This window comes from Myxococcus sp. AM010, assembly GCF_013372585.1.
Taxonomy (GTDB): Bacteria; Myxococcota; Myxococcia; order Myxococcales; family Myxococcaceae; genus Myxococcus; species Myxococcus vastator.
This window is the reverse complement of record NZ_JABXEO010000137.1, coordinates 1-12,489: the sequence shown is the minus strand read 5'-3', so window position 1 is coordinate 12,489 and position 12,489 is coordinate 1. Positions and strand designations below refer to the sequence as shown.

Below are 12,489 nucleotides of genomic sequence, written 5' to 3'. Positions count from 1 at the left end.
CCGCCATGTTCGCCCTCCCCTCCCCCGTCCTCGTCGTCGCCGCCATCCTGTTCTTCCCCGTCGTGCTCGCCGGCAGCATGCTGCTGGACGCCTTCGAGACGGAGCTGGAGGAGCGCCCGGCGCGGTGACGCGGCCGGCGGTGTAGGCTCCCGCTGGCGCATGCCGGAAACGTCGGAAGGCTCCATCGTCCGCGCCACCCTGCGGGCCCTCGTGGAGCCCCGACGGCTGCTGCCCATCCTCGTCGTCTCCGGCGCGCTGGTGACGGCGCAGGTGCGCTTCAGCCACGCCCCCCTCTGGGCCGCGTTCGGGCTGGGCCTCCTGATGTGCCTGCTCTTCATCGCGGTAGCGCCCGTCTCCTATCGCGTCCTCTTCCCGGAGGGCCTGGACCTCAGCCACGGCGGCATCCGGCTCCTGCTCTACGGCACCGTGGGCAGCGGCGTGGTGCTCACCTCCGGCTTCGTGCTGCCGAAGCTCCTGGGCATGGGCCCCACCTTCCTCACGCAGCCCACCAACCTCGCGGTGTGCGGCGCGCTCTTCCTCGTGGGGGGCTGGGGCCTGGGCCGCGACATCGGCTTCGAGGAGAGCCTCACCCGCGAGCGCGCCCGCGCCGCCCGCTTCGCGCTGGAGGCCGAGCAGGCCCAGCTCCTCGCGCTGCGCAGCCACCTGGACCCGCACTTCCTCTTCAACACGCTCAACGCCATCGCGGAGTGGTGCCGCGAGGACGGCGTCGTCGCGGAGGCCGCCGTGCTGCGGCTGTCCACCATGCTCCGCTCCGTGCTCGCGGGCGTGCGCAGCGCCACCTGGCCCCTGGCCCGGGAGCTGGAGCTCATCCGCACGCTCTTTGACCTGCACCTGCTCCGCGACCCGCACCTCTTCCAGCTCACGCTGAACGTCCCCGCCGGCATGGAGGAAGTGCCCGTCCCGCCGCTCGTGCTGCTGCCCCTGGCGGAGAACGCGGTGAAGCATGGCCCCGCCGCCGGCCACCGCGGCCCCTTGTCCCTGGAGGTCACCGCGCGGGGACACGAGGTGGAGGTCGCCATCGAGAACCCGGGCCCTTCGCGTGGCCCCCGTGAGGGCAGCGCCGGTCTGCCCACCGTGGAGCGCCGCCTCGCCCTGGCCTACGGAGGCGCCGCCCGGCTCGTGCTCGACAGCGGCGAAGCGCGCACCCGTGTCACCGTCACCCTGCCCCGCGCGGGCCCCCAACCTGGAGTCCTCACCTGAGCGCCCCGCTTCGCGTCCTCATCGCCGATGACGAACTGCTCGCCCGAAAGCGCCTGACGCGGCTGCTCGCGGCGCTCCCGGACACGGAGGTCTGCGGCGAGGCCTCGGACGCGGAGGGCGTCCTGTCCGCCGTGCGCGCGGGCGGCGTGGACGTGGTGCTGCTGGACATCCACATGCCCGGCCTCAGCGGCCTGGATGCCCTGGCCCTGCTGCCGGAGGGCGGCCCGCGCGTCATCCTCTGCACCGCCCACGCCGAGCACGCCGTGCAGGCCTTCGAACATGGCGCGGTGGACTACGTGCTCAAGCCCGTGGAGCCCGCGCGCCTGCAGAAGGCCCTGGAGCGGGTACGCGCACGCGGCCCTGCCGCGGTCAGCCCCCCACCGAAGCCACCTGGCCCGCCCGTCCGCGGCCTGGGGCGGCTGCCCATTCCCACGCGGCAGGGCATCGTCCTGGTGGATACCGAGGCCATCTCCCACGCGTCACTGGAGGACGAACTGGTGACGGTGTTCACCACGCAGGGAGACTTCCTCACCGACTTCACCCTCAACGAGCTGGTGGAGAAGCTGCCGTCCGAGCACTTCCACCGCGTGCACCGCCGCGCGCTGCTCAACCTCACGCACGTGGCGCGCCTGGAGCCGCTGGACACGGGCGGCTACCTGGCGCGCACGCTGCGAGGCCACGCGGTGGAGGTGAGCCGTCAGTCCGCGCGCGAGCTGCGGCGCATGCTGGGCCTGCGTCGCGGCGTCGAGGAAGAGGGCTGAACAAAGACAAAGGCCCGCGCTCCGGTGCATCCGCGCGGGCCCGGCTGCGAGTGACGACCTACTTCACGCGCACTTCGACGCTGACGACCCGGCCACCCTCGTTGCGCGAATAGACGACGGTGCCGCGCTCCGTCCACACCGGCCCGAAGCCCGTGCCCAGGCTGTAGGCCGAAGCGACGTCATAGTCCTTGTCGAAGCTGATGACGCGCACCTCGCCGTCCTCGCCCTGCCGCAGGCTCGTCGTGGTGTAGACGATGATGCGCCGGTCCGCGTCCCACTCCAGCGTGCCACCCAGCGCGGGGGTGGGGATGTAGGCCGAGCTGAACTGCGTGGTGCCCACGTTCGTCACCTGCTTCAGGTCCTTGCCGTTCGCCTTCACGCGCCACAGCGAGGGCACGCCCGAGCGCTGCATGGACTGAAACAGCACGGTGCGCCCATCCGGTGTCCACACCGGCGCGCTGTCATCGAAGCCCTCCGTCACCCGGTCCGACTTGCCCGAGTTCGCGTTGAGCACGTACAGCTCCGAGCGCTGCACCACGTCACCCTCGCGGTAGCCATCCGGCAGCTTCGCGTACACCACGCGGTCGCCATCCGGGGACACCTCGGGCGCGCCGGTGCGCTGCGCCACCAGGTGCGAGGTGCCCTGGTTGTCCATGCGCATGAGCTGAAGCGAGGTCGTCTGGTACACGATGATGCGCCGGTCGGCGGACTCGGACGACGGCTCCACCAACGACTGGGCCGCCACGCCAGCGGACTCAGCGTCCGCGTACGCCTCCGCTCCACCGCACGCGGCGAGCAGCAGCGAAGAAGCCATCCACATCGCAAGGTTCCTACGGGGACTACGGCAGCGGACGTCGGTCGGATGCATACGGTCCTCTGGGTGGAATCCACCTACCAGCGCGGGGTTGACAGGTTTTACAGTCCGCGCTCACCGGTATTCCAGGTCAGAACACCATAACAACCTGGACCGTCATAAATGCTACCCGCCGACTGGACGCGACACCGCCACACACCGCGTCAGGGTGACGCGAAAAGTGAGTGAACCTGGGTCGCGTCCGCGCCAAGGAAGTCTGAGAGGACCCGGGATGGTTGGATGGGGACGGCGATGCCAGCGCGCGCGCACCGCGCGGCCTCGTCCAACGTGAGCGCAGGCGTGGAGCAGTAGGACTCCCGCCAGTGCTCGGCGAGCTGCCGGGCGAAAGTCACGCGCAGGGCCTCCACCTTCGCCTCCAACCAGACCTCCGCGTGGGTGAAGCTCGGGCTCTGGGGCCGCACGTTGCCTTCCGTGAAGGTGACGTCGTGCTCGTGTCCGGACTCGGAGAGCTGGTCCTGCAACATCACGGTGAGGGGGCCGCGCCGGGCGTCCAGCACCGCGGAGGAGGCCACCGCGACGTGGTGCGCCTGCGACAGCCGCAGCGCGTGGTATTCAAAGGACTTCGGGACGTCGCGGTAGCGCGTGACGGGCACGGAGTAGGTGTGCGTGTGCTGGGTGTACTTCGTCACCGTGCGCGTCTTCGTCTTGCCGTCCTCGTCGGTGTACTCCTCCTCCGCCTCGTAGGGCTCCTCGATGACCTCCGTGCGGTCCTCGTGGTCCGTGTAGGGCACGCGGTCCGTCCATGACGCGCTCAGCGACACCGGCTGGCTGTCGCGCTCGGTGACGAAGCGTCCCTCCAGGCTGAACTCCGGCCGCGCCGAGCCTCCCGGCGCGAACCACGGCGAGGACTCGAAGGCCTGGGTGAGCCGGGCCTCCAACTGCGCCTGCTGGGCCTCGTTCAGGCCCTCCACGATGCCCGCCCACGACGGCGAGCCGAACAGCTCGGGCGCCGTCGCGGGGCGCGGCGCGTACTCCCGCCAGTGGCCGCAGTAGCGGAACACCAGCTCGCGCCAGTGCGGGCTGTCCTCCGTGCTGAGGTCGCGCAGCCGCTGGCACGACGTCTTGCCGCTCTGGAGCACCAGCCACTCCATGTCGCGGGAGATGAGGGCCAGCTCGCGGTGCGCCAGCAGCGGCTGCTTGCGTTGCAATGCCTGCTCCGCCGTGAGCGCGTGTCCCTGGCGCGCGGGATTTCCGACGAGCCGCTGGAGATGACGGCGGGTGCCGTCCACCTCCTCGCGCAGGGAGCTCTCCAAGCCCCCATTCAGCTTCGAGTTCCATGCCGTCCGGTGGTCCAGGAAGCGCAGGAGCCACGCCTCCGCTTCTTCGTCATCCCCTTCCAGGCGCGTCTCCCGCGCGTTGCTCAGCAACTGTGCCAGCGCGCGCGCGCGCAGGTGCTCGCGGGCCAGGAGGAGCTCCTGGTCATAAGGGCGCTTCTGGATGAGGTCGTCGTAGATGGCGGCGGCCTCCACGAACATGCCCTTGCGCGCCAGGGAGTCCGCGCGGCCGCGCAAGGTGGTGCAGGCGCACAGCGCCAGGACGGAGACGACGAGGAGGAGCCGGGCCATGGTCACGAAAGAGCAGGTCGAGTGCGTCCGGTGACGGACGTGGCGGCGGGATATTCACGGGGCGCGACCCTTCGCCGCACGCCGCCGGAGACAGGCTACTCGACCGGCCATGAATGGACAGGCGCTCCGGATTCGGAGTGCTGGAGGTAGCGCTCCAGCATCGCCGCCAGGGCGTCCTGCCGGGGCATCTGTGACTCCAGCCGCGCCAGCACCTGCCGCTGCCAGGTCGCGCCCGTCCGTCGCAGCAGGACGCGCTGTTCGATGATGCCCAGCAAGCTGTCCGCCTCCGCCGCGTCCACGCCCGCGCGCACCAGGCCCTCGCGGGCTTCGGGGAGCAGCCGCTTCACCAACTCCGTCGCCGCCACGGGCTGGGGGCTGGGCGCCGTGGCCGAGGGCCACAGCAGCTCCGCGTCCAGGCCCTGCCGCGCGGCGCGGATGAAGTTGCCGTACGCGTGGACGAACGGCAGCGCGGGCAGCAGCGCGTCCACGCGCTCGGCCAGCGCCAACGTGAGGCCCAGCAGGAAGGCGCCGTTGGCCACCATGTCCACCGGCGTGGGCCCGGCGGGCAGCGCGCGGAACTCGATGCGCAGGTGGCCTCCGTCCTTCGGGTCGTAGATGGCGCGGTTCCAGCTCCACACCGTGCTCTGGTGCAGGCGCAGCTCCTCCAGGCTTGGCACCTCGCCCGCCGCCACGCGCTCGCGCGGGGGCTCGCTGCCCGACACCGGCAACAGCGGCGGATGCAGCGCCACCGCTTCGGCGAACAGCTCGTGGGCGCCCTCACGCACCCAGCCATGGCCGAACGACACGCGCGCGTGGGGCTGGAAGCCGCCTTCTCCGGGCTCGCCCCGGTCGTCCACCGCTTGCCGGAACAGGGCCACGCGCGTCTCGTCCCACAGCTTCCGTCCCAGGAAGAGCGGCGAGTTGCCCGCCGCCGCCAGCACCGGCGCGGTGGCGAGCTGCGCCGCGTTGTACATGCGCGCGAAGTCACCCGGCGCCACGCGCAGGTGGTACTGGAGCGACGTGTTCGCGCCCTCCAGCGTCACGTCCTTCCAGGTGAGCGACAGCGCCTCCTCCTCGCCCCGAATCGACACCTGGAACGGCGCGGACCGGCGCTGGCGGATGGCGGTGGACATGGCGCGATAGCGCGGCTCGTTCGTGAGCGCGCCACTGCCCAGGTCCGCCTCGCGCAAGGTGGGGAGGATGCCGATGACGGCCACGCGCGCGCCCTGCGTGGACGCGGCCCGGCGCACCGCGCCCACCGCGCCCTCCACCTCCTGGCGCAGCGCACTGAAGGACCTGCCGGCCAGCGGGCCCGGACGCAGGTTCACCTCCAGGTTGAAGGCATCCAACTCCAGCGTCACGCGGGGGTCCTCCGCGCGCGCCAGCACCTCCCGGTTCACGGGCAGCGGGAAGCCCAGGCGGTCCACGAGGTACAGCTCCAGCTCCGCGCCCACCGTCGGCGCGCCCGCGCCGAACCCCGGACGCGCCAGGAGCGCCCGCAGCGCCTCCAGGCACTCCACCAGCCGCCGGGAGAAACGCGCGTGGTCCTCCGGACGGAACTCCTCCTGCTGGATGGCCATCCCCATGACGCCTCAAGGTAGGCACGGCCGCCTGCTCCCGCCCGGGAGCCCGCCTGCACGGCCACCAGGCACCTGCCGGACCGCCCCGCGGGGCAGGGTCAATGTCCACGAACGGCACCGGGCACGGGTAGGTACGCCCGCGCCCGGTGTGTTATCTCCGGGCCTGGCCATGCCGTCCGACACGTCCGCCAACCTGTACGATTTGACGCGGCCCGCGCTGGGAGCGCTGCTCTCCGGCTGGGGCTTCGGCCCCTACCACCGCGACCAGCTCTGGACCGCGCTGTACCGCCGGCACGCGACCACCTTCGACGAGTTGGACGGACTCAAGCCGGAGCTGCTGCGCGCGCTGCGCGAGCACACGCGCCTGGGCCAGCTGGCCACCCACCACGAGTCCTTCAGCAGCGACGGCTTCACGCACAAGCTGCTGCTGCGCCTGGACGACGGGCAGACCATTGAAACCGTGCTGATGCGGTTCAAGGGGCGCGCCACGGTGTGCATCAGCACGCAGGCCGGCTGCGCCATGGGCTGCGTCTTCTGCGCCACCGGGCAGATGGGGCTGTCACGTCACCTGACGCCCGGCGAAATCGTGGGGCAGATACTCCACGTCAACCGCATCCTGCGCGCCTCCGGCGAGACGCTGCGCAACGTCGTCCTCATGGGCATGGGCGAGCCGCTGCACAACTACGAGCACACCATGTCCGCGGTGGACGTGCTGGTGGATGCGCTGGGGCTCGCCATGGGCCCACGCTTCATCACGCTCAGCACGGTGGGCGTGGTGCCCGGCATCCGGCGGCTCGCGGACGAAGCGCGCCCCATCCACCTGGCCGTCAGCCTCCATGGCGCCACCGACGCCGAACGCGCGGCGCTGGTCCCCGCGGGGCGCCGCTGGCCCCTGGACGAGCTGATGGACGCGTGCCGCTACTACAGCGAGAAGCGCAAGCGCCGCATCTTCTTCGAGTGGACGCTCATCTCCGGCCGCAACGACACCGCCGAGCACGCGCACACTCTGGGCCAGCTGCTGCGCGGCATGGACGCGCACGTCAACGTCATCCCCCTCAACCCCACGGTGGGTTACGACGGCGGCCCCAGCAGGCCTGAGTCCGTGCGCGCCTTCCAGGACGTGCTCGCCTCCCATGGCGTGCCCAGCACGGTGCGTCAGCGCCGGGGCATCGACATCGACGCGGGCTGTGGCCAGCTCAAGGCCACCGTGGAGCGCCGCTCACGCCGTTCACTTCCCACCAGCGCCTGACGCATTCCTGAAGGCCCCAAGCCTGCTGTCCGCCCAGGCCCCGGGTACGAGCGCGCTGGTGACGCGAAGGCCCATTCGTCAGGGTCCTGAGTTACACCCCGAGGGGTTCGCCGTGTCGGTGGCGGACGCCCATGTCGATTACGGGCGGTGCCCCTTGCACGCGACACGGCCATGGGCACATTCTTTCCATCGGCTTCCCCGGGGAGGTGGGCGATGCTTTCCATCCAGGAGCACGCAACGGTGGATGAGGCGAGCAGCGAGCTGCTCGACTTCGTTCTCAAGCCGTACAACTGGCTGTCACTGCCAAGAACAGGCACGGACCCGGCGGCATGGCCCGGGCAGAACACGCTCTATCAGCGCCGCGTGGGGCCGCTGCGTATCTGCGCGTCCGTGGACGTGGCGGCCACGCTGGACGTTTTCCTGCACATCGCCTTCCGTGCACCGGGCCTCACGCCGGTGAAGGCGGCGGACTACCTGGAAAACTTCCTCAAGCAGCGGCTGCCACTGACGCCCAACTCCGAATGGCAGGTGGAGGTGGACGAGCGCCGGTGGATTCACTTCTCGCGGCGCTACGCGGGCCCTCACCTCAAGGCGTGAGCGGCTCCAGCCGGTAGTGGCGCAGCGGCTGCGCCACGTTCTTCACGGGCGTCTCCGTCAGGGGCCCGAAGCGCAGGCCCTGGAAGAAGGGCTCCTCGGAGCCCACCAGCGCGGCATGCACGCTGTCCATCACCAGCGTCTCCCGGAAGCCCGCCAGTGACTGGAGGCGGGCCGCCTGGTTCATGCCGCTGGAGAACGCCGTGTACTGGCGGTTGGGCCCGAAGAGGCCGCAGTTGGCGTGCGCCAGGTTGACGCCCACCGCCACCCCCAGACCGGGCAGCTTCACGCGCTCACACAGCGCCGCGACCTCCTCGCGCGCGCCCAGTGACGCGGTGAAGGCCTGGATGTCACACGCGGCCCGCACCGCCGCCTGTGCGCGCTCGCGCGGCGTCCCCTTGAAGAAGGGCGGCCCGAAGAGGCCGATGACGCAGTCACCGACCATCTTGTCGAACACGCCGCCGTGCTCCCAGATGCAGCCCACGGCGCGCTCGCTCCACTCGTCCACGAAGCGGCCGATGTCGCGCGGGCTGTCGAAGCCCCGCTCGCAGATGCGGGTGAAGCCGTTGATGTCCGCGAAGAGGATGCCCACCTCCTGGTCCTGCGCCCGCAGGTGCTGGGCATAGGCGGGCTCCTGCAACAACGCGTCGATGATGGCGTTGGGGAAGAACTGCGACAGGTGGATGCGCTCGCGGTTGTAGTCCTGGAGCCGCTGACTCAGCGTGGACGCCAGCACCCGGATGAGGTCCATGGCGTAGGAGGAGAAGCCGTTGTCGTTCCACACGACAATCTTCCCCAGCGGCCCAGACGTGGCGGCGCCGGAGATGAGCACGGCCTCCGTGGTTCGGCCGGAGAAGAGCCGCCGCAGCGTGGACTCCTCGCTCAGGAGCAGCCGGGGGCCATGTTGACGGATGGCCGCCTCCAACCCCGCGTGGGGCTGCTCGCCGCTTTCGAACTCCAGGTGCCCGTTGCGGTAGGTGCGGTAGTGCAGCACGTGCGGCTGCACCGCGTCTCGGAACAGCAGCAGGAAGCCCGGCAGGCGCACGCGCTGCGCCAGCGTCAGCACGGCCAGGTCCATGCCCGCCTCGAAGACGGGGTTGGCCAGATGGCTGTTGCACTGGAGGATGAGCTGGTGCTTCTCCGATGCGGTGTGCACCAGGCACAACACCGTGTCGAGCTGCTCCGCCACGATGTCCAGCGCGCGCTGCAGTCGCGCGGAGTCCTCCGGCGCGGTGACGTCGTTCGCGAAGAGCAGCCCGAACACGCCCACGCGCGTTCCCGCCACGTCCAGGGGCTGGCTGACCAGGGTGTCCTCGCCCAACCGGCGCACGCCCACGGCGCCTTCCAGCAGCGCGCCGGGGTGACGGGCACTCCAGTCCCCATCCTCCCACGTCTGCTCCACCAGCTCTTCGTCGCGCGTGGTGATGGCCACGGCCTTGGCGCCGGTGAGCGAGCGCACCAACGGAAAGCAGCGCTTGAAGGTCTGCGTCAGCGTCTCGCGCTCGCGCAGGCTCTCCTCCAAGGCGTCATCCACCGCGCGCTGGAGGGTGCGCAGCGCCTTGTACTCCCCCAGGGTGATGTCGGTCATGGGCTGCCCTTCTATCGCCGCCCGGGCGGTGCTGTCACAGGGCGGGGGTTTGTTGCTGGCCGCCGGCCACCTTCCCGTCCGCCACGTCGATGAGCCAGTACCCCTCGTGACCGGATTCGGTGGAGGAGCCCGCGCCAAAGACATGGGGCCGGTCGGCGGTGGCGGGATGGTGGTAGCGCCGGTGGATGTGGCCGTGCAACACCGCGTAGCGCGGGCCCGGCAGCAGCTTCAGCAAGGCGTCCGCGTCCCGGAGGCCATGGTGCCAGCGGTCTGGTCGCCCATGGGGATTGAGCGGCGCGTGGTGCACCACCACCAGGATGGCGCGGCCCTCCAGCCGGGCGTCCTTCAGCAGCGCGGACAGCCCTTCGAGCTGGGCCTCGCCGATGACGCCGTAGGACAGGCCCGGCGTGCGCGGCACTCGGGCGGACAGCAGGCCCACCACCGCGGCCTCGGCGCCCAGCAGCCGGACGAAGGGAAAGGCGCCCTCGCGGCGGTACTCCGGCAGGTCGCTCTCCAGCAGGTGGCCGAAGTACTTCGCGAAGCGCCCGGTGCGGTGGCTCCCGGGCGTGAAGACGTCGTGGTTGCCGGGGATGACGGTGCAGCGGCGGGGGTCCTCCGCCAGCGCGCCCAGGGACTGGCGGGCGCCGCTGAACTCACCCTCCAGCGCATACGCCGTCAGGTCGCCGGAGAGGATGAAGTGGTCCACCTGGAAGGTCTGCGCGTCCCGGGCAATGGCGGCCAGCGCCTGTGGCGCGCGCGCGTACCGCCGGGCGCGGCCTCCCACGGTGAGCTCCGCCAGGGCCACCCAGCGTCGCCAGCCCAGCCGGTGCAGCGGCAGCGCGAAGTAGTCCTCGGTGATGTGGACGTCGGAGCAGTGGGCGATGCGCATCGAGGGGTTTTCCGCCAATCACGACGAACGTAGCACCCGCCCCCGGAGGCGTCGACGAAGCAGGCCGCGGGCACTGCGGCGGCCCCCCGCGTCGGTTATGGTCCCCCGCGACGATGATTCGCTCCGCGTGCCCGCACGCCCTCTTTTCCCATGGCCTTCGGGGGCGCCCATGAGCCAGGTCCGAGGCCGCTTCGCGCCCAGCCCCACCGGGCGCATGCACCTGGGAAACATCCGCAGCGCGCTGCTCGGCTGGCTCCAGGCAAGGGCGGCCCACGGCCGCTTCCTGCTGCGCTTCGAGGACCTGGACCGCGCGCGCTGCAAGCCGCGGTACGTCGATGATTTGCTGCGAGACATGGAATGGCTGGGGCTGGACTGGGACGAGCAACCCCTCTTCCAGAGCCAGCGGGACGGCCTCTACCGCGACGCGCAAACCAGGCTGGAGCGTGAAGGGCGCGTGTATCCCTGCTTCTGCACCCGCGCGGAGATCGCGCGGGCCGCCAGCGCGCCTCACGGGCTCTCCGACGAAGGCCCCCGCTATCCGGGCACCTGCGCGCACCTCACCCGCGAACAGCTTTCCGCGCGCGCCCGCACCCGCGCGCCCGCGTACCGCTTCCGCGCGAGCCCCGGCGAGGTCCGCTTCGTGGACGGGTTGCAGGGCCCGTACTCGCAAGACGTGGACGCGGTGGTGGGCGACTTCGTCGTGCGGCGCAACGACGGCGTGGCCAGCTACCAGCTCGCGGTGGTGGTGGACGACGCGGCCACGGACATCACCCACGTGCTGCGCGGGGACGACCTGCTCTCCTCCACGCCTCGTCAGCTCCAGCTCTACGCGGCGCTGGGCCTGCGCGCGCCCGACTTCCTCCACGTCCCGCTGGTGCTGGGCGAAGACGGCAAGCGGCTCGCCAAGCGCGAGGGGGCCTTCGCGCTCGCGGAGCTGCGTGAGCGTGGCGTGGCGCCCGAGCGGGTGCTGGGCCTGCTCGCCGCTTGGAGCGGATGGGGAGCGGGTGGCCCCATGACGCTCGCCGAGCTGGTGCACAGCTTCCGTCCCGACAGGCTGCCGCGCGCCCCCGTCATCGCGGGCGAAGCCGCGCTCCGGGAAGCACTCGGCCTGGGGTGAGCCCGGGCCCCGCCCTCCTCCACGAGGTGTCATCCGAAGATGGCGGAATCGTGCGTCCGCTGCCCCATGCCCATGTTTGCCGCGGACATGAGCGCCTTCTTTGCTCGGGGCGCTCTCAAGCATCAGGAGGGGCAGCACCATGGCAGCCATCGTCGAGAACCAAGCGCCCGGCGACATCTCCGCCGTCGCGGGCAACCCCTACAAGTTGAGCTGGGGCGCCATCTTCGGCGGCGCCTTCGTCGCCCTGGCCCTGTGGCTTCTGCTGAACTCGCTCGGCCTGGCGCTCGGGCTGTCGTCGGTGGACCCCAATGACCCGAGCAGCGCCCGGGCGGCGGGCATTGGCACCGGCATCTGGAGCGCCATCGCGCCGCTCATCGCCCTCTTCTGCGGCGGCTTCGTCGCCGCGCGCTCGGCGGGCCGGCTGGACAAGGGCGGCGGCGCGCTGCACGGCGCGGTGATGTGGGGCCTGACGACGCTGGTGGGCACCGCCTTGCTGGGCATGCTGCTGTCGTCCATCATCGGCACCGCGCTGCGCGCGGGTGGCGCGGTGGTGGGGGCCACCGGCTCGGCGGTGGCGGGCGCGGCCTCGGGAGGCGGACAGGCGGCGCAGACCTTCGGGCTGGACGCCAATGACGCGCTGGCGCCCATCAACCGGCGCCTCCAGGCGGAGGGCAAGCCGGCCATCACCGCCAACCAGCTCCAGGCCGCTACGTCCGATGTCCTGAGCACCGCCCTGCGCACGGGCAACCTCGACCAGGAGGTGCTCGTCACCTCCATCGCGGAGAACACGCGCCTGTCGCGCCAGGACGCGCAGGAAATCGCGGGCCGGGTGGGCGACCAGTTCACCGCGTTCCGGGGCCAGGTCGGCCAGGTGGGCGAGCAGGTGCAGCAGGGCGCGCTGCAGGCGGCGGAGCCCACCAGCCGCGTCTTCTGGGGCATCTTCGCGTCGCTGCTGCTGGGCCTCATCTCCGCGGTGCTCGGCGCCACGGTGGGCGTGAGCCACCGCCAGCGCATCGCCGCCGAGGGCGCCGTCATCACCCCGCCGCCCACC

The 12,489-nt window shown here is 71.4% G+C and carries 11 protein-coding genes; 6 read left to right on the top strand and 5 right to left on the bottom strand.

The window, feature by feature from the left end:
• The first annotated feature begins 159 nt into the window (after positions 1-159).
• Positions 160-1,221, top strand: coding sequence for a sensor histidine kinase (locus tag HV826_RS34645; RefSeq protein ID WP_176421300.1), 1,062 nt, complete (start codon positions 160-162; stop codon positions 1,219-1,221).
• Positions 1,218-1,982, top strand: a complete 765-nt coding sequence (locus HV826_RS34640) for a LytTR family DNA-binding domain-containing protein (RefSeq protein ID WP_176421301.1) — start codon at positions 1,218-1,220, stop codon at positions 1,980-1,982. Before HV826_RS34645 ends, HV826_RS34640 begins: the two co-directional genes overlap by 4 nt.
• A 58-nt stretch (positions 1,983-2,040) precedes the next feature.
• Here HV826_RS34640 and HV826_RS34635 read toward each other — a convergent pair whose 3' ends face one another.
• The 3 genes from HV826_RS34635 to HV826_RS34625 form a co-directional block, all read right to left on the bottom strand.
• Complete coding sequence (locus HV826_RS34635) at positions 2,041-2,796, bottom strand: hypothetical protein (protein WP_255217556.1); 756 nt, start codon at positions 2,794-2,796, stop codon at positions 2,041-2,043.
• Between the two features lie 203 nt (positions 2,797-2,999).
• Complete coding sequence (locus HV826_RS34630; protein WP_217917227.1) at positions 3,000-4,421, bottom strand: hypothetical protein; 1,422 nt, start codon at positions 4,419-4,421, stop codon at positions 3,000-3,002.
• 95 nt (positions 4,422-4,516) lie between these two features.
• Complete coding sequence (locus HV826_RS34625; RefSeq protein ID WP_176421297.1) at positions 4,517-6,007, bottom strand: glutamate--cysteine ligase; 1,491 nt, start codon at positions 6,005-6,007, stop codon at positions 4,517-4,519.
• A 163-nt stretch (positions 6,008-6,170) separates the two neighbouring features.
• Here HV826_RS34625 and rlmN point away from each other — a divergent pair, with 163 nt between their 5' ends.
• A complete protein-coding gene (gene rlmN / locus HV826_RS34620) occupies positions 6,171-7,250 on the top strand; it encodes a 23S rRNA (adenine(2503)-C(2))-methyltransferase RlmN (RefSeq protein ID WP_176421296.1) in 1,080 nt (359 codons plus the stop codon).
• 213 nt (positions 7,251-7,463) lie between these two features.
• Entirely contained in the window at positions 7,464-7,847 is a 384-nt protein-coding gene (locus HV826_RS34615; RefSeq protein ID WP_163785205.1) for a hypothetical protein, read from the top strand.
• On the opposite strand, the gene HV826_RS34610 is transcribed toward HV826_RS34615, so the two are convergent.
• A complete protein-coding gene (locus tag HV826_RS34610) occupies positions 7,837-9,432 on the bottom strand; it encodes an adenylate/guanylate cyclase domain-containing protein (protein ID WP_176421295.1) in 1,596 nt (531 codons plus the stop codon). The two genes, HV826_RS34615 and HV826_RS34610, sit on opposite strands and share 11 nt — an antisense overlap.
• Positions 9,433-9,466: 34 nt before the next feature.
• The gene (locus tag HV826_RS34605) at positions 9,467-10,321 is read right to left on the bottom strand and encodes a metallophosphoesterase (RefSeq protein ID WP_176421294.1); all 855 of its coding nucleotides are present in this window, start codon (positions 10,319-10,321) and stop codon (positions 9,467-9,469) included.
• A gap of 169 nt (positions 10,322-10,490) precedes the next feature.
• Here HV826_RS34605 and gluQRS point away from each other — a divergent pair, with 169 nt between their 5' ends.
• Both gluQRS and HV826_RS34595 read left to right on the top strand, forming a co-directional pair.
• A complete protein-coding gene (gene gluQRS / locus HV826_RS34600; RefSeq protein ID WP_176421293.1) occupies positions 10,491-11,438 on the top strand; it encodes a tRNA glutamyl-Q(34) synthetase GluQRS in 948 nt (315 codons plus the stop codon).
• A 139-nt stretch (positions 11,439-11,577) separates the two neighbouring features.
• Positions 11,578-12,489 (top strand): hypothetical protein (locus HV826_RS34595; protein WP_176421292.1); only part of this gene is annotated, 912 nt, incomplete at its 3' end.

Coding starts and splice junctions, on each gene's coding strand:
- HV826_RS34635 (WP_255217556.1), bottom strand. CDS start 2,796: ATGGCTTCTTCGCTGCTGCTCGCCGCGTGCGGTGGAGCGGAGGCGTAC.
- HV826_RS34630 (WP_217917227.1), bottom strand. CDS start 4,421: ATGGCCCGGCTCCTCCTCGTCGTCTCCGTCCTGGCGCTGTGCGCCTGC.
- HV826_RS34610 (WP_176421295.1), bottom strand. CDS start 9,432: ATGACCGACATCACCCTGGGGGAGTACAAGGCGCTGCGCACCCTCCAG.
- HV826_RS34645 (WP_176421300.1), top strand. CDS start 160: ATGCCGGAAACGTCGGAAGGCTCCATCGTCCGCGCCACCCTGCGGGCC.
- HV826_RS34605 (WP_176421294.1), bottom strand. CDS start 10,321: ATGCGCATCGCCCACTGCTCCGACGTCCACATCACCGAGGACTACTTC.
- rlmN (WP_176421296.1), top strand. CDS start 6,171: ATGCCGTCCGACACGTCCGCCAACCTGTACGATTTGACGCGGCCCGCG.
- HV826_RS34625 (WP_176421297.1), bottom strand. CDS start 6,007: ATGGGGATGGCCATCCAGCAGGAGGAGTTCCGTCCGGAGGACCACGCG.
- HV826_RS34615 (WP_163785205.1), top strand. CDS start 7,464: ATGCTTTCCATCCAGGAGCACGCAACGGTGGATGAGGCGAGCAGCGAG.
- gluQRS (WP_176421293.1), top strand. CDS start 10,491: ATGAGCCAGGTCCGAGGCCGCTTCGCGCCCAGCCCCACCGGGCGCATG.